Here is a 21,307-nt window from a genome sequence, read left to right on the forward strand (position 1 = left end):
GGACCGCGAGGACGATGACCTTGTTCTTCGACATGGCCCATGCTCGGGCCGTGGCGTCGCCGATGTCCCGAGACATGTGTCGCGTATCAGCTGTCGCCGATGTCGCGAGACACGTGTCGCCTATGTCCTGAGATCACACACCTCCACCACCGCAATGTGATGTCCTAGGCATCGAGAACGTCCCTGGTCCTCGGACCGGGGACGTTCTGTTTTCATCGCCGGCTGTGGGTGTGTGGGACACCGGATGCTTCCGTTATGAAGTCCCCTTGATGCTCGGTAAGAACCCTTGAGAGGCACTTCCCTGCGATAAGGGGACTGCCCTCGGGCGAGAGCGCGAGTTTGCCGAGAGCTGCGAGAACGGACATCGATGCGGGCTACGGCGCGAGCGCGAGGGCGATCGCCTTCCCCATGATCTGGGCCGCGTCCTTGGTGGGCCGCACGCCGTCGAGCGTCATGCCTGCGGCATATACGTCGGAGTCTCTCACCCCCGCGGGCGCGTCCACGAACGTCCAGCCCCGCTGCTGCGCGAACTTCCCGAGTGCCGCGTTGAAGTCTGCCGTGGCTTGCGCTTGCGCATTGCGCGGCGGGATCGCCGAAACGAGGACGCGCCGCACGCCGGCCTTCGCGACGATCCGATCGAGGTTCGACTCGGTCTGCGCAAACGGCACGCCTTGGTTCACGTCGTTCGTCCCCGCCATGATGACGAGTACGTCGACGTCGAAGGACTTGACGCCCGCGGCGATCTTCGCCGTCGTCGCCCCTGCGGCAGCCCAGCCGCCTGCGAAGGCGAGCTGCGGGCCCGCTGCGTACGCCACCCATGACAGGGAGCCAGCGCGGCTGGCCGCGAAGTCAGGGCTGTCGCCGAGCGTGATCGCGTCGCCCACCGCTGCGAAGCGGAGAGGGGCGGGCAACGACGGGGCGGCACTTGCACTCGGTGACGGCGGCGCCGCGGTGGGCGACGGCGTCGCTGCAGGCGTCGACGGAGACAGGAGAAAGGTCGCCGCGGGCCTTTGAGCGTTCGCCCGCTCCAAGGAGGGCTTCATGACGGCGGCGACGACGAGAAGGATCGTCACGGCAGCGAGCACGGCGATGCCGACCACCTGGATGCGCGTGCGGCGCACAGCACCTCCTCCTGTCTGATTGGGCGGGCAGCCTCGAAGGCCCTCACCAGTTTGACACGTAAAACGCCACGATCGGCGATCGCCTCAGCGGCCCAGAAGGCTCAAGATTCCTGCGGAGAAGTTCGCGATCATGCCATCGAGTCTCGGATACGCGCGTGGCAGCTCGCGTCGAGCAGGCAAGTGCGCCTCGGCTAGGACGAGCGCCGCATACGCCTCAGGCGAGTCCCGGCTCTCGAGGAGCGACTCCCCCGCGGTCAGATACTCGGCCTCGGGGGCGTGGTACGGCCAGGCCGTCGAGAGGATCGGGAGCCCCAGGGCGAGGGCATCGACGGCGATCAGCCCGACCCGGCCCGGCATGAGGATGCCGCGCGTGAGGCGGCCGAGGGCGGCCTTGACCCGCGCGTCGGCATATCCGAGCAGATGAGTCTGCCCACGCTCGACCGATCGGCCCAGAAGCTCCTCGTCCGCTCCGCGGCCCGCGACGAGGATCTTGATGGCCGGATCCTGAGCCCACACGTGGTCAAGCGCCTCGGCGAGGAACCCGATCCGCTTGCTCGCGTCGAGGCCTCCGATGAAGCAGAAGGTCTTGAGAGGATCAACGTCGCCGAGCAGCTCGCGGGCAGCACCGTCGTCGGTGCCAGCAACGGCGGCCTCGAGCGCGGCGGTGTCGATCGTGTTCATGACGGCCGTGACCCGGCTCGGATCGGCGCCGGATTCGATGGCGAGGCGTGCGCCGCCGGGCGTGTACGCAAAGACGTGGCCGGCCCGGCGAAGCTGCCACCGCTCGACCAGCGAATCGAGCGGATTGGCACGGCCGACGTACGAGCCGATGTGGCCCCACACCCCGACCTTGGTCCCGCGAAGTGCTGAGAGGGCGAGGGCGAGGTTCGTATCGATCGACGAGCCGAGGTGGCCGACGACGACGGCGTCGCACGACTTCCAGCTCCGGTAGGCGGTTCCGAGGCGCAGGGAATGGCCGGCCACCGGAATGCGGAGCTCGCGGTACGGCGTGATCCACGGGAGCTGGGCGGCGTCGTTCCGCCCTGACTGGGCACCGTCGGGAACGTCGGCGAGGACGGCCAGCTCGATGTCGTGTTCGGCGAGGGAGGTCCTCAGGCCCTCGAAGAACGCGACGCGGTACGTGGGAACGTACGGCTGGACGATCGCGACCTTCGTGCGGCGGGAGGTGTCGGTATGGCCCATGCGCGTCAGGCGCCAATCGGCGAGAAATCGAACGCCGGCTCGTACTTGCGGCCCAGGGCCGCGAAGTCCCACCCCTCCGCGATCCACTCGCGGACAGAGAGCACGTTGCGCGCATCGACGATCTTCCGCGCGGTGGTGACGGATCCCAGCGCACGCGGCGTGAGGCGGGCGAACTCCTCCCATTCGGTGAGGACGAGGATGAGGTCGGCCTCGGCAACGGCCTCATCAAGACTCTCCACGTAGTGAAGCCGGGGGAATCGGCGGGCCGCGTTGTCGTTTGCCTTGGGGTCATAGACGGCGACGTCGGCCCCGGCGTTGAAGAGCCGGACGGCGACGTCGAGGGCCGGGGAATCGCGGACGTCGTCGCTGTTCGGCTTGAACGCGGCGCCTAGCGCGGCGATCCGCTTGGACCGCAGCTCGCCCAGCATGGACGTGGCGAGGAAGACGGCGCGCTCCCGGCGGCGCAGGTTGACGTCTTCGACGTCGCTCAGGAAGCGCATGCTGCGTTCCTGCCCCAGCTCGCTCGCGCGCGCCTGTAGGGCACGGACATCCTTGGGAAGGCACCCGCCGCCGAAGCCGAGCCCAGCGCGCAGGAACGAGCGGCCGATGCGGGGATCGAGGCCGAGCCCCTCGGCAAGCACCCGGATGTCTCCCCCTGCCGCCTCGGTGAGCTCCGAGAGGGCGTTGATGAAGCTGACTTTGGTCGCGAGGAAGGCGTTGGCGGCCTGCTTGATGAGCTCGGCGGTCTCGAAGTCGGTCACGAGAACGGGGACATCCTGCTCGACGGTGGCCGCGTAGACAGCGGTCAAGGTCTCGGCATGGTGGTCGGCGTCGACCCCGAGCACGATGCGATCGGGCGCAAGGGTGTCCTTGACCGCGAACCCCTCGCGCAGGAACTCGGGGTTCCAGGCGAGCCCGATCTCGAGCGTGGGATCCTGCTCGCGCGTGAGGATGTCTTGGAGCCTGCGGGCCGTGCCGACGGGCACTGTCGATTTCCCGACGATCAGCGCGTCGCGCGTGATCGTCCGGGCCAGAGAGCTGATGGCCGCTTCGACGAACGAGGTGTCCGCTGCGCCCTCGCCACCCCGCTGAGGGGTTCCGACGGCGATGAAATGGACATCCGCCCAAGGGCCAACCTCTTCGTAGGAGGTCGTGAAGCGGAGCCGCCCTGAGGCGACGTGGCGCGCGATGAGTTCCTCGAGGTCGGGCTCGTAGAACGGAAGCTCGCCGACGGCCAGCGATTCGATCTTGAGCGGATCGACGTCGAGGCCGATCACCTCGTGGCCCATTTCCGCAAGGCATGCTGCGTGGGTAGCCCCCAGATACCCCGTGCCAATCACGCTGATTCTCATAGTTATCCCCCGTTACCTGGAATCCGCCAGCGGCCCATCGGCGAACAATTCATTTTTATATCATTTGTTTGTTTTATTGCTTCGCGCCCGAAACGCCTGGCGTCCAACGCTCCGCGTCCGGGACGACTTAAACGGAATCGGCCCGGCCCACCCAATTTCGGGGACCGGGCCGACTCCGCTGAGGACGTCAGGCGTTGCGGCGTTGGCGGCGGACGAAGGCCAGGGTGCCGACAATCGCGCCACCGAGAACCAGCGCGCCCGCGCCAATCCAAATCATGAGCATCGGCAGCGTCGCACCCGTGTTGGCCAGCGCGGCGCCGCCGCCCGTATTGGCGAGGGAGGCGCCCCCGCCCGTGTTGGCGAGCGAGGCAGGCACGGTGGTGATCGATGCCGTGCCCACATTGCCCGAGGTGAGGCCAGTGGCCGTGAGGGTGTAGGTGCCCGTGGCGTCGGTCGGGAGCGTGACGTTCACGGAGAAGGCTCCCGTGGAGGATGCCGGCTTGGTGAAGGTCGTGAGCGCGGCCTTGACGACGGACAGCGTGACGGACGTCGCACCGTTGACCGAGACGGAGACCTGCTCACCCGGCAGGTACGAACCCGCAGCGAAATTGACGGTTACGGTGCCGCCGGGCGTCGCCGTGCCCGAGACGGTCACATTCCCGCTCGGCACATAGCCCGCGGCGTTCGCGGCGGCGGGCGCGCCAACCACGGCCAGCAGCGCGAAGGCCACTACTGCGAAGGCTTTCTTCAACATAACAAGGTCCCCAGTCTTCGATCGAAAGTTGAGTATCGGCTCTGAAACCGCCGACGAACAGCACTCGACAGTGACATTAGCGTACTATGTCGCGGCACGAAAGTGACAAATCAGAAGTGCTTGATGTGTTAACAGTGGGAGTCGAGATCATGTCAGGCTTCTCATCTGCATGCGCGGCCCCGAGAAATTGGAAGCGCAGAGTCACCGATTGCCCGGGCGAAAGCTCGGCGTCGGTCTGGGCCACGGGGTATCCGGAATTCATGTCCTGGTGCACGTTGAGGGGTGCCCCGTCCTTCCACGAACCGAGATAAACCGAGGACGGCGGGGCGTAGACGTTCACCTGGGTCTTCACGTTGCCCGGCTTGACGCCGTAGATCCCAGCTCCGGTGACGTACCCGGGCAAGGAGGTCCCGGCGTCGGCTGGCGCAGAATTCGTCAGGGTGACCTCGACAGCCCACGTCGGCCTGCCGTCCTCCCGGCACACGACGCCGCCGACACGGTAGGACTCGCGGAGGTAGTAATCCATCTTCGCGCCGGTCGCGTCATTCAGATACACGCCGAAGACGCCGTGCTGGGGCGTCTGATCAGGAAGCTCGCCGGACATTCCCGCCGCTTGGATCGCGTCCTGTTCCTTCGCTTGGGGGCTCCACGCGAGAAGCCGGCGTTCCCTCACGGAACGGTCCAGTGCGTCCATCATCGGCTTCGGATGGAAGCCGCCGCTCGCGATCTTGGCGAAGACGGCGCCGGCTGTCGTCGAGAAGAAGTCGTCCTTTCCCGCGCCCTGATACTTCGCATAGGCATCGCTCAGGAGCACCCGAACGGCATTCGATGAATCGAGCGTCTCCCCCGTGGGCAGACTCACGGACCCCGTGGCCTGTAGCAGATAGCTGAGGGCCACCGGATCGATGGAGAGAACGCCGTCAGCCTGATTGCCGTACTGCCGCTTCCACATCTCCACAGCGAGGCCGGCGGTGAGAGGGAATTGGGGGACGAGATTGATGTCTTGGAAATACTCGCCGACGATCGTCCCATACAGGCCTTTCGTCTGGTCTGCGAGGGGAAGGACCGGCGAGGGGAACTTCTGGAACTCCTTGGCCTCGGTATGCCGCCCTAGCGTGATGTGGCCGTGGTCGACGTGCACCTCGACAGCCGCGCCGGGAATCCCGCCCGTCGCGCGGAGCTCGGCGTTGTTCTGGACGAGCACAAGATAGGTTCTAGGCCCGGAATCACCGAGCATCGCCGGCAGGACGCTCGTGGCCGTATTGGCCGCGACCGCCTGTTGGGCAGCTTGGCGGAGGAGATCCTTGAGCCGGTCAATTCCCTCCGAGAGCTGGGGGACGGCCCCGAATCCCGGCTGCACCTTCGCGACCGTGAAATACGCGTCCTGCAGGACGCTGGCCGCCTGGCTGACCTTGGGCTGAGCAGCGGCGATTGCCTGCACGTCCAGCACGCCGTGGGCGGGCTTGACCGTGGCGGGATCGATGTTCTGCGAGACCTCGGCGAGCGGCAGCACAGCCCCGTGGGTGACATCCGAGAGGATCCCGGCGAGCTGCGTCGTCGTAGAGAAGTTGGTTCCCGCAATCGGGATGTACCCTGCGGAAAGCCACACAGGGTCCGAGACGTAGCCGTGCGCGGAATCCACGTGTGAGGCGAGCTGCTGCGCGGCGTCCCGCGCCTGATCCGCATGGCCCTGCGCGATCTGCGTCTGGACAACCTTGGCCAGGCGTTCCGCCTCCGCGATCTCCTGCTGGGCGAGGTGGGCCCGTACGCCGAGCCAGACCGCCGCCGCGACAAGCACCAGAAGGACGACGGCGCCGATCCCCCACGCGCGCACGCGCCGACTTCGCCAGTCGAACAGTGCGCGACGGCGGGAAGGCGCCGCGTGCTTCACGGGGGCACTCGTCACTGACGCAGGTCCTCCACGTTGTCCCGGAACCATTCGACGGTGGACTTGAGGCCCTGCTCGAGCTCGATCGCCGGGTACCAGCCCGTCGACTTCAGCTTGGAGACGTCGAGGAGCTTCTGCGGAGTGCCATCCGGCTTCGTCGTGTCCCACTCGGTCGCGCCCTCGTAGCCGACAATCGCGGCCACGGCTTCCGCCAGCTCCTTGATGCTCACATCGGTGCCAGTGCCCACGTTGACGTGCTCGGCGCCGTCGTACGCCTCCATGAGGTGAAGCGCCGCCGAGGCGACATCGTCGACGTGGAGGAATTCACGGCGGGGACCGCCCGTCCCCCAGTTCGTAACCGCGGCCGCGCCGGAAAGGCGGGCCTCCTCGTAGCGGCGGATCATGGCCGGCAGCACGTGGGAGCCGAGCCGGGAGAAGTTGTCCCCGGGCCCGTAGAGGTTGGTCGGCATCGCCGAGATCCACGGGAGCCCGTGCTGGCGGCGAACGGCCTGGACCTGGAGGATGCCCGCGATCTTGGCGATGGCGTAGGCGTCGTTCGTGGGCTCGAGCGCGCCGTTGAGCAGCGCCGATTCGGCGATCGGCTGCGGGGCGAACTTGGGGTAGATGCACGAGGATCCGAGGAAGAGCAGTCGCCCCACCCCCACCTCGACCGCGGCGTCCATGACGTTGAGCTGGATCTGCAGGTTCTCACTCAGGAAGTCGGCGGGGTAGGTGTTGTTGGCCAGGATTCCGCCGACTTTGGCCGCGGCGAGGAACACGACCTCGGGGCGTTCGTCCCGGAAGAACTCGAAGACCGCGGCGCGGTCCCGAAGGTCCAGCTCGGAGGACGTGCGCCCCACGAGCGACGTGAAGCCCTCGGCCTCGAGCTTGCGCCAGATGGCGGAGCCGACGAGGCCGCGGTGGCCCGCCACGTAGACGCGGGCGCCGCGATCGAGCTGGCTCGGGGCGAATTCGAGCTCAGCGGACACCGGTCACTTCCCCCCAGCTTTCGAGTTCCACGGTGTCGACCCACGGGCGCTCGGGGAACTTGAGGGCCTGCACGTCGGCGTCGACCATGAGCCGGGCGAGCTCGTCTGGGCCGACCGTCGGCTCCCAGCCGAGCTTCTCCCGCGCCTTGGACGCATCGCCGATGAGCGCATCTACCTCGGACGGACGCAGATACCGCTCGTCGAATCGGACGTAGTCGCGCCAATCGAGGTCGAGGTGGCCGAAGGAGACGTCGAGGAAGTCGCGGACGGTTCGGCGCTGCCCGGTGGCAAGCACGAAGTCGTCGGGCTCGTCGGCCTGGAGCATGCGCCACATGCCCTCGACGTATTCGGCCGCGTAGCCCCAGTCGCGGATGGCCTCGAGGTTGCCCAGGTACAGGTGATCTTGCAGCCCCGCCTTGATGGCGGCAGCGGCACGCGTGATCTTGCGGGTCACGAACGTCTCACCGCGGCGCGGGGACTCGTGGTTGAAGAGGATCCCGTTGACCGCGAACATCCCATAGGCCTCGCGGTAATTGCGCGTGATCCAGTAGCTGTAGACCTTGGCGGCCCCATAGGGGGAGCGCGGGTGGAACAGCGTCGTCTCGCTCTGCGGAGGCGGGGCGGCGCCGAACATTTCCGACGACGACGCCTGGTAGAACCGCGTGTGGATGCCTGAGAGGCGTACCGCCTCGAGCAGGCGCACCGAGCCGATGCCCGTCGTGTCTCCTGTGTGCTCGGGCTCATCGAAGGAGACCCGCACGTGGGACTGCGCCGCGAGGTTGTAGACCTCGTCCGGCCGAAGATTCGCGAGCAGGCTGACCAGGCGCGCTCCGTCGCTAAGGTCTCCATAGTGGAGGAACAGCCGCGCACCCGGCTCGTGGGGATCCACGTAGAGGTGGTCGATGCGCGAGGTGTTGAAGGTCGAGCTGCGGCGGATGAGGCCGTGGACCTCGTAGCCCTTCGAAAGCAGCAGCTCGGCAAGATACGAGCCGTCCTGCCCGGTGATGCCCGTGATGAAGGCTTTTTTGGTCACAACGAGTGTCCTTCCCCCGAGGCCGCCCTCACGCCAGCAGACCCCATGCCGCTGGTTATCGAGAGTCAGCTACCATTAGGCTCACCACTGAGATGGGCCCACCATACGAGGTCTCAGTATGCCGTGACTTCTACTGAAAAAACGATCCGTCACCACTGAGATTAACTACACTTGCCACTGAGACCGTCATGACAAGGCATATCATGCCCCGCCGATAATCGGTGTACGGTATGGGTGATTTGCGAGGCCTTGAGGGGGGATCGTTCGTGGGTGATGGGCCAACGCATGAGGCCGGACCTCCTGTCATCAGCCTGAGATCGGCACCGGGAGCCAGGGAGAGCTGGGACCGGCCACAAGCCGTCGTGTACCTATGGGCTGTGGCCGAGCTGCTCTTCGTCACGAATCCGTGGCAGCTCAGCTCCCGACTCCGGGTCTCCGTGCTGCGGGCTTTTGGGGCCGAGATCGGCACGGGCGTTGTCTTCCGCCCCCGCACCCGAATCCGCTTCCCGTGGAAGCTGCACGTCGGCAACGACTGCTGGATCGGTGAAGGCGTCTGGCTCCACAATCAGGACCACGTCTACATCGGCCACGATGTAACCATTTCGCAGGAAACGTTCCTCACGACGGGCAGTCACGCGTACCGCCGCGACATGGCGCTTATTACGAAGCCAGTTCACATTGAGCCCGGAGCGTGGGTGACCACGAGGTGCATCGTCTTGGGTGGCAGCCGAATCGGCCGCTCCGCGCTCATCACTCCGGGCACAGTCGTAACCGGCGAGGTGCCCGAGAACACCATCTGGGGCAGTTCGGTGCCCGCATCGGCCCTCGGCCTCCGCTTCGATCCGGCGACCCCGCGATGACGACGCCGAACAAGCCCCTGCGGATCGCTCACGTCGTGACCCTCGTCAGCCCCGATGGGGCCTACGGGGGCCCCGTGCGGGTAGCCGCGAACCAGGCCAAAGCACTCATCGAGCGGGGGCATGAGGCCACACTTCTCGGCGGTTGCTGGGGCTTCGACCGCCTTCCCGAAACGTACGACGGCGTGCCGGCTCGCCTTTTCCCGGTGGCGAACATTGTTCCCGGCTCCGGCTTCGCCGGCCTCTTCTCGCGCCAGCTCGCGATGCACCTGTTCCGGCAGGCGAGGTCTTTCGACGTCGTCCACATCCACCTCGCGCGCGACCTCATCACCCTTCCGGCTGCGTGGATCGCGCGGAATCGCGGGGTGCCGTACGTCGCTCAGACGCACGGGATGATCGACGCCTCGGCCAACATTCTGGCCAAGCCGCTTGATCGGTTTCTGACGAGGCCGCTGCTGGGCGACGCGAAGACCGTCCTCCATCTGACCCCGCGCGAGGCCAGCGACCTCGGCGAGGTTGTCGGTGGGCGGCGCGAACTTCGCGTCCAGCACCTGCCGAATGGGGTTCCCCCGGCTGCCTCTCGCACCGGCGTCGACAACGACGCCCCGGATGTTCTCTTCCTTGCGAGGCTGCACCCGCGAAAGCGGCCGAGATCCTTCGTCGAAGCCGCCCAGATTGTCAGTGAAGCCTTCCCGCGGGCAACCTTCTCAATCGTCGGCCCGGACGAGGGCGAGGAACCGGCGGTTCGGGAGCTCGCGCTCCGCTTCGATCCGTCCGGGACGCGGATTCGTTTGGAAGGCGCGGTCAGCCCCGATCAATCGACCGAGCGAATGCGGCAGTCGAGCATCTATGTCCTGCCCTCGGCCAACGAGCCATTTCCGATGAGCGTGCTCGAGGCGATGGCGATTGGGCTCCCGGTGATCATCAGTGAAGACTGCGGCCTCAGCGATGCCGTGCGTTCGGCCGGAGCCGGGCTTGTCGTCGACGGTTCGACGCGCTCGGTTGCCGACGCTATGTTGCAGCTTCTCGGGGACGCCGATCGGCGTCGGTCTTTGGGAGAGAACGCCCGACGGCTCGTCTTCGATCGCTTCTCGATGCCCGCGATCGCCGAACAACTTGAGGAGATCTACTTGGAGGCGACAATGGCCCGCGCCACGGTCCGGAGCATTGCATGACAGCCCAGGACTACGCTCCTCACGGATCCGTCTCGGAGCCTTCCCAGCAGGAGCCGAAGTCATCCCTTTCGGTACTGATCGTCGGGATGCACTATTCGCCGGAGCCAACAGGAAATGCGCCTTACACCACGAAGCTGGCTGAAGGCCTGTCGGCAATGGGGCACCGCGTCGAGGTCATCACGGGGTACCCCCATTACCCGCACTGGCGCATCGCGGATGGCTATTCAGGGCTTTCCACCAAGGAGACAGTCAACGGCGTCACCGTTCGCCGATTTCGACACAGCGTGCCTTCGACCCCACGGACGCTAAACAGGCTTCTCATGGAAGTGACCTTTGGTCTTCATGCCATGTTGCGGCGTTGGGGAAAACACGACGTCGTCCTCGTCGTCAGTCCGGCCCTCTTCTCCGCAGTGTTCGCAGTTTCCAAGGCGCGAATCAAGGGAACACCCGTGGGCGTGTGGGTCCAGGATCTCTATAGTCGAGGACTCAGCGAAACGGGCGGGAGCACCACCGCGACATGGCTGATGAAAACGATCGAGTCCAAAGTCCTGGGCGCCTGCACAGGAGTCACTGTTATCCACGGCCGATTCCGCAACTACGTCGTGAACGAACTTGCGGTCCACGCCTCGAAGGTCAATGTGATCCGCAATTGGACCCACATCCATTCAGAGCAGCAATTTGACCGCGACGCGGTTCGCGGGCGACTGGGCTGGGCCCCTGATGAGACTGTCGCCCTCCACGCCGGCAACATGGGGGTCAAGCAAGGACTCGAGAACGTCGTTGAGGCCGCGCGGCTTGCCGACGCGTTCGACAGCCACGTGAGATTCGTCCTGCTCGGGGAGGGCAATCGCCGCGAGGCTCTTCAGGAAGCGGGCCGCGGAGTAGCTTCGCTGTCCTTCCTGAAACCCCTGAGCGACCTCGAGTACTCCGAGGCTCTTCGTGCCGCTGACGTGCTGATCGTCAACGAGCGACCAGATCTGCGCGAGATGAGCGTCCCGAGCAAACTCACGTCATACTTCGCAGCCGGACGGCCCGTAGTCGCAGCCACTCACCCTGAAAGCGCGACTGCCGATGAAATCCGAGCATCGGGTGCTGGCATTACGGTCGACCCAGAGAGACCCTCGGTGCTCCTGCGTGCAGTAGAGAAACTCGCACTTGACCCCGGCCAAGCGGAAACGCTCGGCAGCGCTGGACCTTCATATGCTGAGCAAGCTCTTTCAGCGGCTGTTGCCCTCGATGCATATTCGAGGTGGCTCGCGGACCTCTCCGGGCTCCCATCTGGACCTTCCTAAACAGCCGCCAGGGAGTCCTTGCAGTCCTTCAGATCGATGTCGTTCGTCGTTTGCCGGTTCTGACCCTAATCCATGTCCTGACCGCGTCGGTGCGCTGTTCCGTGAAGCGGGCAAACGTGAAGGAGATCGCCGCCAAGACAGCAACAATTCCGAGTGCGATCCCCGCGTGCCATACGTCGAGCGGCCATCTCCGCGAGAACTCCGGCACGAAAGCGGCCGCAAGGATCGCAACGATAGGCATGTGTATCGCGTAGAGAGAATAAGAGAAGTGTGCGGTCGACGAAATAGCCGAGAGAACTCGGCCTGGCCTCCCACGCCAAGCTACATCGGACACAAAGAAGCAAAGCATGCACCCCGCGGCAAGGGAGATGATCCAAGCTCCAAGGCGCGATGGCAGCACAACCTCGTGGGCGAAGACCATAGCGGCGAGGGTCCCCAGTGCACCAATGCAGCGTAACGTGCCAAGAGTGCCGGGCCGCAGCCCCATGATCACTCGGGCGATGGGCTGCTTGTAAGCCGCCACCACCGCCCCAACGAGCCACGCCGGAAAGAGCAGGAGTACGGTGGGGCCGGCTATCGCGGCGCCCAGCACGAGCACGGCGCCTCCCGCGACTCGTAGCCACATGCTGATGCCCTTCCACACCAGCATCAACGCCGCCGGAAAGAGTAGATAATACCAAAATTCGTACGCGAGCGACCACAGAGGCTTGTTAAGACCATATTCTGAGACATGGATTGACTGGACGAATAAGAGATTCCCGAGGAACGTAGCTGGGGAATATGAAATTGTCGATGGAACACCGGCGTAGAGCGACGTCTTGGCATAGATGTCCGACCCGCTGAACGAGATGCGACCAGCCTGATCGACGATGAGTGTGAGAACCAGAGCGGGAACCAGGACCAGCCAAAGTCGTGTGAGCCGTCCCATGCTGTACGAGCGCCACGTGAAAGTTCCGCGCCGCAGCCGTGAGAGCGCCCCGCCGCCGACCCAGTATCCACTTAGGACAAAGAAGACAATCACTGCCTCAGAACCGAGGCTCGTGACAGAGTAAAGCAAGGCGGAGCCTGAATAGTGGGAGGCATTTGAATAGTCTTCGAAAAAGAGAATCCTTACATGCCCGAGCACCACCAGCAGTGCCGCGGCCGAACGGATGACGTTTAGAGCCCGATTGTCGCTGCTCACCGTCGCGTCATCGCTTCGTGCAGCTTCGCCTTTCCCCCGCACCGACAGGTTTATCCGAGCTGCGTTTGGCATCGTCACTCCCTGAAAGGTCCGAGGGTGTGCGGCACAGGAATAGCGCCGCTGGAACTCGCCGTGCGCGCCTCGACGCCAAGCAGGTAGAGGATGAGGGTCAGTCCAAGGGCGAACCCCTTATCCTCGAGCGGTAGTGCGAGCGCAGCAAGGGCGATGCAAAGAATCACAAGTCCCAGACCGGCAGTCTGAGCTTCGGAACGGATTCCCGTTGGAATGTGGTATCGAGCGATCCCAATGGCAATTAGCAGCACGGCGGCCGCAAGTACAAGGGTTCCAAATATCCCAAACTTGGCCAGGACGAGCGTCGGGCTGTCGAGCTGGAAGTCGGATGGCGGCTGCAACGGCGATGGATTGGGAAATTGATAGCCGAACCCTACCCCGAAGAGAGGGTGGGCATTCCACACGTCGAGCGTTGTTTGATATGCCCTCAGGCGGAGGACGCCCGACTGGTCAGACGAAATCCCCTCCGAGAAGATCGACAGGAGAGAAGAAGTGCGCCTTACGAAGAAGTCGGCAGACGTCAGGGACGTCACCGCATTGGGAAGGACGTAGGCAAGTATCACTCCTAGCGCGGCCAGTCCGCCGATCAGGCGCAACGGCGGAATCTTGCGGGCGTCTTTCGACCCGACCATCGCAACGAGCGCCACGAGCACGAGCAGTCCGGTCCTGGTTCCGGTCACCAGGACGCAGACCAACGAGAGCAGCCCCATGCCCAGCCACAGGACATTCCTCCGGACGAGGCCATAGGCGATCCCTAGAGAGAAGCCACACCCGGCAAGGACGAAGGAGAACATGCCAAGTCGGTCGATGCTGAGTGTCCCCACACCCCGAGCGGAGAGCCAGTACACCGCGAAGCCGACAGCCGCAACGAGGCAGAATGCAGCAGCCGTGATCCGTGCCCGCATGGCTCCTCCCGTGCTTGCGGCGTCGGAGGCGATCCAAGGGGCAGCCACGATCATCATGTACGTCGTGGCATCACGCAAGACACGGAGGACATCGACACCCCCAAACACTGAGCCGACAGCTTCGATCGCCACGAGCCCAAATAGCACGCCCGACGCGACGAACATTGGCCGGTACGCTCGCTGAATCTCCTTAGGGAGACGGTGCACCCTCAGCATCCCAGCGACGGCCGCCAGGACGATGACGGCGAAGTACACGGGTTTAAGCGCTCCGATCCCGGAACTATCTGCCTGCATCACCGCGAGGGCGCCGCCGACGAAGACAAGCAGACGCAAGTACGACGAGACGAGGCAGATCACTGCTAAGACGGCGGCAAGCGCCCCGACCACAACAACCGGCAAGGTGTCCGCGTTGATGCGGCTGAAGGATAGAACTGCGACGAGGCTTACCCCAAGCAGCGCGGTTGCTGCCCAAAACACCATGTCACGCATTCGAGTGGAACCGGTCACGCTGCTCCTTGCCTTCGTACTCCGTGAGATGGCGTCGGGACGAGAGTTTGCAGAAATCTGCCTCGCTGCACTCACTAGATCTGCTTCCTCGCGGCTACTGCGCCGAGCACGGATTCAACGGGACGGAACAAGCGGTCCCGGATCGACGCGGCGCTCGAACTGTAGCGTGCGCCGTGGGTGCCGGAAACGCCTTCAAAAAGCGGTCGCTCGTGAAATCGCTCAAGACGCACGCCGTTGATGGCGCTCTCGTACGAGAGGCGAGCAGCCATCACACGCTCAAGATATCGCCCAGCGTCGTCGTCCACGAGATCGATGTCCCTAAAAAGTTGTTCAGTCCACGTCCCGACTACGGCTCCGATGAAACGAGTGTCGACCCAAGACCGATCAGCCGTCATACGACTCCTCACCACTGAGTCACCAAGAGGCTCGATGATTCTTCGCGCATTGACCACGACCAATCGTCCTGTGCATTTGAACAGCGTACTATTGGCGTCGAGCATTTCTTGTGCGATTACGTGCCGAATCGAAGCGATCTCGACTGCGCCCTTCCCCCGAGCGAGTTCCTGGGGCGTGGGTGAATAGTCCAGGACGCGAACGCGCGAAGATTCAGTCTTGCCCAGCCCTGCGAGCAATTTCTCCGCCGGTTCGCCTGTGGTTTCTACCACGACGAGTCGAAACAGCGACCCATGAAGGGCCGAAGCCCATCGCGCGATAGCGCCCTGGTACTGACGCAGTCGAATTGCGGGATCCCGCACGGCGATCTTTCCCGAGGTCGTTGGAGAAACAGCCGCGGTCAGGAGGACCACGTTGGGCCTATGCTCTTCGTTTGCCATAAATTTCTCACTTTCCCGTCTCAGCGAGTACTGCTGCCCGGGCATGTCGATATATTCGGACAACCCGGACGACGAAGGCACCGAAGATAAGAATCTGGGTGATCAACGAGGCGTATGCGGCCCCGAGCGAACCATAAGCTGCGCCCATGATCGCAACCGCCAGAAGCTGCAAGGCGACCGCAGTTCCCATGCAGAGTGCGGTGTAGCGGTCATGGCCCAATGATTGAAGGATCACCATAAGTGGTTGGCTCAGAATTGAGAAGATGCTGACAAATGCAAGTACACGAAGACTTTCGACCGACCCGACGTACCCGTCACCCAGCAGCAGAGGAACCAACGCAGGTGCCGCGATCGCCACCGCCGTGGAGAGAGCCACCGCACTCGCCGGCATCCACACCGCCTGACGAACGTGGCGCCATGCGTCAATAACATCGGACGAACGCGAGACGAAGGGAGCGGAAGCAGCTGAAAAGGCCGCTGCGAGAAGGCTCATCGGCTGAGTCCACCTGTTGACAGCCCCAAAGAGACCTGCGGCAGCTGGCCCGGCAACGATCGAGAGAATGGGAAGGTCCAAGGACTGCGCAGAGTTGGCCAGCGAAGAGACGCCGAAAAAGCCAGCCCCGCGCCACGGGTTTGTCCGAAGGCTGAACGCCGGCACGGGTCGATGCCGCCCTTCGACAAACAGCCAGCCGAGGGAGGCCGAAACCAAGGATCCGCAGGTCAGCGATATCCACAGAACACTTGCCGACGACAGGCCGGCGACAATGAGCACAAGAAAGATGAGGAAGGCCGCGATCCGGTCACAAAGGATCATGATAGCGACGAGCTCGCCCCGCGCTGCCGCGCGCAATGCTACCTGAGACGTCTGGTTGATGATCAAGCCGAGCATGACAGGCGTGGCGGTCCAAAGCATGCTGTCAGATCTCACCAGAGATACAACTCCGACCCACACGATGCCCGCTGCCAGGGCAGCAACGATCTTGACGGTCAGCCTACGTCCAAGCTCATGAGGATCCATGCTTCCGCGGGAAATCTCGCGAACCCAGTGTGAGTTGGTTCCAAAATCGATGAATCCGACGGCTGCAGTGGCAATCGCAATCGCCGAAACGGCAGAACCTAGCTGTTGAGGCGAACTTCCTCGGGCGGCCAAGAGATACAAGAACGCGAGCAAGGCTTGGGCTCCCGCAGTTGACACCGCGAGGGAGACCGCTTGCCCGCCCACGCTTCGCACGGTGGTCGCGAGCCGCCTCACAGGAGTGCCTCCACGAATTCGGTCTCCTGCGGTCCGACCAGCGGAGCGGGTCGATCCTGCGTCGCGGCTCGCGCGAATGCCAGACCGAGATTCTTCTCATCCAAGGTGACCCATGTTCCGATACCCGTCAACCAGCCAAGGTCTGCCCTCAGGCTCTTCGCGCCTGCAGCGACAACTCGCGTACCGGCGGCAGCGGCCTTCCCGAGAAGTCCGCTCGGGCCTTCGTTCGAGTGGGCCAGAACGAGGCAATCGGTCCGCACAACAGCTGAATCGAGTTCCTCATCGGACAAGGTCCGATTGACTGTCACGACAAGGGCTCCCGCGCCGGACAACTCGTTCAGTGCGGATGTCGTCTCTTCTCCCATGTCGCCGTCCCACGCTCCAGCAACCAGCAACCCCACTCGGCGCGGATCGATATCGGCCAAAGCCATGGCCACGAGCTCAAGGTTCTTCCGCCGCGAGATCGCGCCAAGCACAGCAAACCAATAGCGGTCCTCGCTCAGGCCCCATTCCCTCGTAACCCGCTGCACCGCTTCTGGCGAGCTGTTGAGGCTGATTGGATCCCTGACAACGGGGAGTGCGGACGAACCCGACCACCACGACGACTTGAGAACCGAAACGCGCACCCGCGGGAAGCCGTTCGCCCTGCGGAACAGCGCCGATCGTATTGCCGTTCGAGCCGCCTGCATGCCAGGAATTCTGTGCGGCTGCGCGAGCTCCCGCATGATCAGCAGGGAAAGCCCGCCGACGCCGGCCCATCCCCTCGTCAGGGCGAGCTTCATGGCGAAGCGATCGCCGTCTGGAACCACCGTCAGCGCTGCCCCAACGTCTCGGCTCAGACCTGCCAACGCCTCCGGCGTCCATGAGGCCGAGACAGCGGGGTGAAATTGCCCGGACAATTCGCCGAGGTGGAGTACTGCGTCCGGGGAGTCGAGCTGTGCGGGCCGGGTCGCGAGGACGACGTCCTGTCCTCGAGCCACGGCCGCCTCGACCAGCAGGCGCACGTAATAGGGGCGATGGCCAGTCATGTTTGGTTCGACAACGAGAACAGGCCCTTGTAGGGCGGAAGGTTGTTCTTGCAGCGAATTCAATGCGCCTCCTTGCCCGGCGCCACGACCGCCTTGAGGGTTCGCCAAAGGATGATGATGTCTCCGATGAGCGACCAGTTCTCCACGTAGAAGAGGTCCAGGCGCAAAGAATCCTCCCACGAAAGGGAAGAACGTCCACCAACCTGCCACATCCCGCTCATTCCCGGCTTGACGAGGAGGCGCCTCTGGGCGGCGTCGTCGTACAGAACAACCTCGCCATCGCGCTGCGGCCTCGGGCCAACAAGGCTCATACTCCCGAACAGCACGTTGAAGAGCTGCGGAAACTCGTCCAGCGAATGCTTCCGGAGAAACGCTCCGATTGGGGTGATGCGGGGATCGTTCTCCACCTTGAACAGGGGAAGATCGCCCTTGCCTTGCTGGGCTAGCAGCTTCGCGAGCTCTTCGTCGGCATTGGCCCGCATCGAACGGAACTTGTACATCATGAACGGCTTGGCGTTGAGACCAACGCGCTCCTGCCGATAGATGATCGGCCCAGGTCCGCTGAGCTTGACGGCCAACGCGAGAAAGAGGAACAGCGGCGAGAGCAGCAGAATCAGAACAGCCGAGCCGACGAGGTCGAAGATCCGCTTTCCCAGATGGCGCGGTCCGTCATAGCGGGGCACATCGACGTGGATGAGCGGGAGACCGGCAACGGGCCGGGTTCGGATTCGGGGTCCTGCGACATCGGTGAGGCTCGCACCAACGATCAGTTGCTGCCTGTCGCCGTCGAGCTTCCAGCTCAGCTTGCGCACATTCTGAGGGGTTAGCTCCGCCCCGCCGGCAATGACCAGCGTGTCGGCCTGGGTTTCGGCCATCGCCCGGTCTACTGCTCCCAGGTGCCGGAAGACCGGCACGGGCGCACGCTCACTCGGCGTCGCTGCGTCGCCCGTCCAGCATTCTCCGACGACGTGATAACCCTCTTCAGGGTGGCGCAGAAGCTCGTCCCTAAGGTGCCCAACCATCGCCGGCGATCCCACGAGGAGCACACGCGCGGAGTATTCCCCCACCTGCCGCTTGACGCTCAGCCATTGCCGCCACAGCCAGCGGGAAAGGATGAGAAAAAAGATACCCATCGGCAGCGCCACGAGAATGTAGCCGCGGGCGAGATTGATATGGAAGAGAAAAGACACGATCGCCACGAGGCCGAAGAGGCGCACAGAAGCGTCCGCGATGAGCCTGTATTCCAGAGGTCCAGCACCGATCACCCGGGCACTCCTGGTCTCGTAGATCGCGAGGATGACCGTCCAGGCCGCTATGAGAACCACGGAAACCGTCGAGTAATTCACCGCGAGCTCATCGAGTGAGCCTTGGAAGGCCACGTTCGCGCTATCAAGACCGAACCACGCGATCTGGACCCCGAAAACAACCCACACGAGCACGAAGAGATCTGTGACCAGCAGTCGGCGCGCGAGCAGCTTTCCCCAGTTCTGTTCGCGTCCGCTGGCCTGCGCCCTCACCTCGATATTCGTGGTCCCCATGTTGTTCCCCCCGTCTAGCTACTTCCTACTTGTTGCCGGCGTCGAAACCTCGGGCCTCGGCGTCCCCGGAGACGAGTACGTCGCAATCGGTCCCGGTGTCCCGTGCACCTCCGGATGTCCGTCCACCAAGGCGAAGCCAACCAAGACGACGTCGAGGGCGGCGAGAAGGATGATGGCCACGATCACCCAGAGCCGTGGCCGTCCGTCCGCTGCCCCCGGCGGCCTCATTGCCGCGCGCCCCGCACATCCGGGGCCCGCAATGTCGCTTCGGACGGCCAAAGCCCGCTCGCGATGATTCCGATCTCGGCGTCAAGCCGAGCCCCGACCGCCTCGTAGACCTCGAACGGCTGCCGATAGGGGTCTTCGAGATCGTCGTGCTCAGGTTCATCGGGCGGCGAGACGAAACCGCGCAGGGAGCGTGCGGCGTCGACCACGCTGGCCGTGTCCGCAAGGGTCGCGCGCTCGGCCTCCGGCACCGCCCCGAGAAGCCGCGCAAACTCGCTGATCGTGAAGGCCTTCCGCGACATCCGAGGGAGCATCTGCACCACGGAACCGCGATGCGCCCGGGTGGCGGTGAGCACCAGGTCCGCGCTGCGGAGGTGGGACTCGGTCAGAAGCTGCGAACGATGCCCAGAAGGCTCTCCCCCGTAGCGACGCGAGACCATCGCGGCTTCCTCAGGCATGGGGGCGCCGTCGTCGGCGACGGTCCCGGCGCTCGACACGATCACGGGATGTCCAGCCGTCCTGGCGCGCAGGAGCTGCTCGGCGATGGGAGATCTGCAGAGATTCCCCGAGCAGACAACGAGCACGTTGAAGCTGACCCCCACCATGCTCCTACCCAGCGAGCCCGCGGACCCGGCGATGGTTCATCTGCCGCGAGTCCTTGCCGGTCGTGATCTCGTCCTGGGCGTAGACCGGGCCGTACCCGTAGCTCTGGTACCCATACGCGTGCGGCCCCTGTACGGGGAGCATGCTCAGCACGAAGCCGTACAGGCGCGCACCCACGTTCTCGAGGGCTGTCACAGTAGCGCCCAGCTGGCTGCGGTGCGTCTTGCCCGCCGCGACCACGAGGATCGCGCCGCCAGCGGTCTTGCTGAGGACGGCGGCGTCCGTCACCGGGAGCACAGGCGGGGCGTCGAACAGCACGTAGTCGAACTCGTTCTCGAGGCGCCGCACGAGCGAATGCATCGCCGCCGAGCCCAGAAGCTCGCTCGGGTTGGGCGGAACGCTTCCCGCGGGAAGGACGTGCAGGCGGCCCCGCCCCCACTCCTGCACGGCATCCTCCATGTCGGCGCGCCCGATGAGCAGGTCCGTGAGCCCCACGGCCCCCTCGAGGCCCATGTACTGCGCGAGCTTGGGCCGCCGAAGGTCGGCGTCGACGACGATGACCTTGTGCCCCGCGTTGTCGAGCGCGATGGCCAAGTTGGACGCGGTGCTGCTCTTGCCCTCGCTCTCGATCGACGAGGTGATGACGAAGCTGCGTGCCCCGCCAGCCGCGTCGACGAACTGGAGATTCGTCCGCAGCGTGCGGAAGGCCTCGGCGCGCGCGCTCCGCGGATCGTCCTGGACGATGAGCGGCCGCTTCGGCGCCTTGGGATCGTAGGTGATTCCGCCGAGGATCGGCGCCGGGCTGATCGCGGCGACGTCGCGCTCGCTGCGCACCCGGTTGTCGAGCGTGTGGCGCAGCACCGCGGCACCGACGCCGAGGGCAAGGCCCACGAAAAGGCCCAGCGCGACGTTGATCGGCACATTCGGAGTGACGGGAGTCGCAGGGACGTCCGCTTCTTTGACGCGGGTCAGCTTGACCTGGGCCGTCTGCGATCCGGTGGACTCGATGTTCTGGACGACATTTGTGAGGCTTTCAGAAATGCCGTTCGCGGTGTCCGCGGCCTTGACCGGGTCCGGCGACGTCGCCGAGATCTCGATGAGCGTCGTATCCAGGGGAGCCGACGCGGTAACCGTCTTCGCGAGCTCATCTGCCGTGACCGAAAGATGCAGGTTCGAAATGACCGGCAGGAGCACGATCGGCGTCGTCACAAGGCCCGCGTAGGTCTTGACCCGCTGCTGCGTGAACGTGTTCCCCTGCACGAGGTCCTGAACCGTCCCGCCGGACTGCGTCGAGACGAACACCTGGGCCGATGCCTTGAACTGAGGCTTGCTCAGAATCGAGAACACCGCTGCCGAGGCAACGCCCAGCAACGCCATCACCACGATCAGGACCCAGCCCGTGCGTAGGATGCGAATGTATTCCCTGAGCTCCAAAAGGCCTCCCCGCTCATGTCACACGGTTGCATCCCGTGCCAACACATATGTTGCCATAGGTCA

Annotated in this window: 18 protein-coding genes; 3 read left to right on the plus strand and 15 right to left on the minus strand. The window is 64.5% G+C overall.

The features are described from left to right. Window positions 1-374: 374 nt before the first annotated feature. The 7 genes from SPF06_RS19860 to gmd form a co-directional block, all read right to left on the minus strand. Complete coding sequence (locus SPF06_RS19860; protein ID WP_323280894.1) at window positions 375-1,121, minus strand: SGNH/GDSL hydrolase family protein; 747 nt, start codon at window positions 1,119-1,121, stop codon at window positions 375-377. A gap of 84 nt (window positions 1,122-1,205) precedes the next feature. Then, window positions 1,206-2,324: a glycosyltransferase gene (locus SPF06_RS19865; protein ID WP_323280895.1), complete on the minus strand. Its 1,119-nt coding sequence runs from the start codon at window positions 2,322-2,324 to the stop codon at window positions 1,206-1,208. A gap of 5 nt (window positions 2,325-2,329) precedes the next feature. Then, the gene (locus SPF06_RS19870) at window positions 2,330-3,676 is read right to left on the minus strand and encodes a UDP-glucose dehydrogenase family protein (protein ID WP_323280896.1); all 1,347 of its coding nucleotides are present in this window, start codon (window positions 3,674-3,676) and stop codon (window positions 2,330-2,332) included. Between the two features lie 187 nt (window positions 3,677-3,863). Further along, on the minus strand, window positions 3,864-4,430 hold the full coding sequence (locus tag SPF06_RS19875) for a hypothetical protein (RefSeq protein WP_323280897.1): 567 nt from the start codon (window positions 4,428-4,430) through the stop codon (window positions 3,864-3,866). 76 nt (window positions 4,431-4,506) lie between these two features. Beyond that, window positions 4,507-6,336, minus strand: a complete 1,830-nt coding sequence (locus SPF06_RS19880) for a DUF4012 domain-containing protein (protein ID WP_323280898.1) — start codon at window positions 6,334-6,336, stop codon at window positions 4,507-4,509. Beyond that, window positions 6,333-7,307 carry a GDP-L-fucose synthase family protein gene (locus SPF06_RS19885; RefSeq protein WP_323280899.1) on the minus strand — a complete coding sequence of 325 codons (975 nt, stop codon included), beginning with the start codon at window positions 7,305-7,307 and terminating at the stop codon, window positions 6,333-6,335. The genes SPF06_RS19880 and SPF06_RS19885 overlap by 4 nt, the downstream gene beginning before the upstream one ends. After that, on the minus strand, window positions 7,297-8,340 hold the full coding sequence (gene gmd, locus SPF06_RS19890) for a GDP-mannose 4,6-dehydratase (protein ID WP_323280900.1): 1,044 nt from the start codon (window positions 8,338-8,340) through the stop codon (window positions 7,297-7,299). Before gmd ends, SPF06_RS19885 begins: the two co-directional genes overlap by 11 nt. A 377-nt stretch (window positions 8,341-8,717) precedes the next feature. Here gmd and SPF06_RS19895 point away from each other — a divergent pair, with 377 nt between their 5' ends. The 3 genes from SPF06_RS19895 to SPF06_RS19905 are packed head-to-tail and all read left to right on the plus strand — an operon-like array spanning window position 8,718 to window position 11,664. Beyond that, window positions 8,718-9,200, plus strand: a complete 483-nt coding sequence (locus tag SPF06_RS19895; protein WP_323280901.1) for an LbetaH domain-containing protein — start codon at window positions 8,718-8,720, stop codon at window positions 9,198-9,200. Then, a complete protein-coding gene (locus SPF06_RS19900) occupies window positions 9,197-10,372 on the plus strand; it encodes a glycosyltransferase (protein WP_323280902.1) in 1,176 nt (391 codons plus the stop codon). Before SPF06_RS19895 ends, SPF06_RS19900 begins: the two co-directional genes overlap by 4 nt. Continuing rightward, window positions 10,369-11,664, plus strand: a complete 1,296-nt coding sequence (locus tag SPF06_RS19905) for a glycosyltransferase family 4 protein (RefSeq protein WP_323280903.1) — start codon at window positions 10,369-10,371, stop codon at window positions 11,662-11,664. Before SPF06_RS19900 ends, SPF06_RS19905 begins: the two co-directional genes overlap by 4 nt. A gap of 28 nt (window positions 11,665-11,692) precedes the next feature. Here the strand turns inward: SPF06_RS19905 and SPF06_RS19910 are convergent, their stop codons facing one another. The 8 genes from SPF06_RS19910 to SPF06_RS19945 all read right to left on the minus strand — a co-directional run bounded on the left by SPF06_RS19910 (window position 11,693) and on the right by SPF06_RS19945 (window position 21,244). Beyond that, on the minus strand, window positions 11,693-12,919 hold the full coding sequence (locus tag SPF06_RS19910) for an acyltransferase family protein (RefSeq protein ID WP_323280904.1): 1,227 nt from the start codon (window positions 12,917-12,919) through the stop codon (window positions 11,693-11,695). Between the two features lie 2 nt (window positions 12,920-12,921). Further along, entirely contained in the window at window positions 12,922-14,331 is a 1,410-nt protein-coding gene (locus SPF06_RS19915; protein WP_323280905.1) for an O-antigen ligase family protein, read from the minus strand. Window positions 14,332-14,405: 74 nt separating this feature from the next. Then, complete coding sequence (locus SPF06_RS19920) at window positions 14,406-15,164, minus strand: hypothetical protein (protein WP_323280906.1); 759 nt, start codon at window positions 15,162-15,164, stop codon at window positions 14,406-14,408. A gap of 7 nt (window positions 15,165-15,171) precedes the next feature. Continuing rightward, on the minus strand, window positions 15,172-16,335 hold the full coding sequence (locus tag SPF06_RS19925; protein WP_323280907.1) for an MATE family efflux transporter: 1,164 nt from the start codon (window positions 16,333-16,335) through the stop codon (window positions 15,172-15,174). A 77-nt stretch (window positions 16,336-16,412) separates the two neighbouring features. Continuing rightward, a complete protein-coding gene (locus SPF06_RS19930; RefSeq protein ID WP_323280908.1) occupies window positions 16,413-17,507 on the minus strand; it encodes a glycosyltransferase family protein in 1,095 nt (364 codons plus the stop codon). Beyond that, entirely contained in the window at window positions 17,504-18,982 is a 1,479-nt protein-coding gene (locus SPF06_RS19935) for a sugar transferase (RefSeq protein WP_323280909.1), read from the minus strand. Before SPF06_RS19935 ends, SPF06_RS19930 begins: the two co-directional genes overlap by 4 nt. Before the next feature lie 224 nt (window positions 18,983-19,206). After that, window positions 19,207-19,812 carry an arsenate reductase/protein-tyrosine-phosphatase family protein gene (locus SPF06_RS19940; protein ID WP_323280910.1) on the minus strand — a complete coding sequence of 202 codons (606 nt, stop codon included), beginning with the start codon at window positions 19,810-19,812 and terminating at the stop codon, window positions 19,207-19,209. A 4-nt stretch (window positions 19,813-19,816) separates the two neighbouring features. Further along, window positions 19,817-21,244 carry a tyrosine-protein kinase domain-containing protein gene (locus tag SPF06_RS19945; protein WP_323280911.1) on the minus strand — a complete coding sequence of 476 codons (1,428 nt, stop codon included), beginning with the start codon at window positions 21,242-21,244 and terminating at the stop codon, window positions 19,817-19,819. Window positions 21,245-21,307 lie beyond the last annotated feature (63 nt).

It is taken from the genome of Sinomonas terricola (genome assembly GCF_034931225.1).
Taxonomy (GTDB): domain Bacteria; phylum Actinomycetota; class Actinomycetes; order Actinomycetales; family Micrococcaceae; genus Sinomonas; species Sinomonas terricola.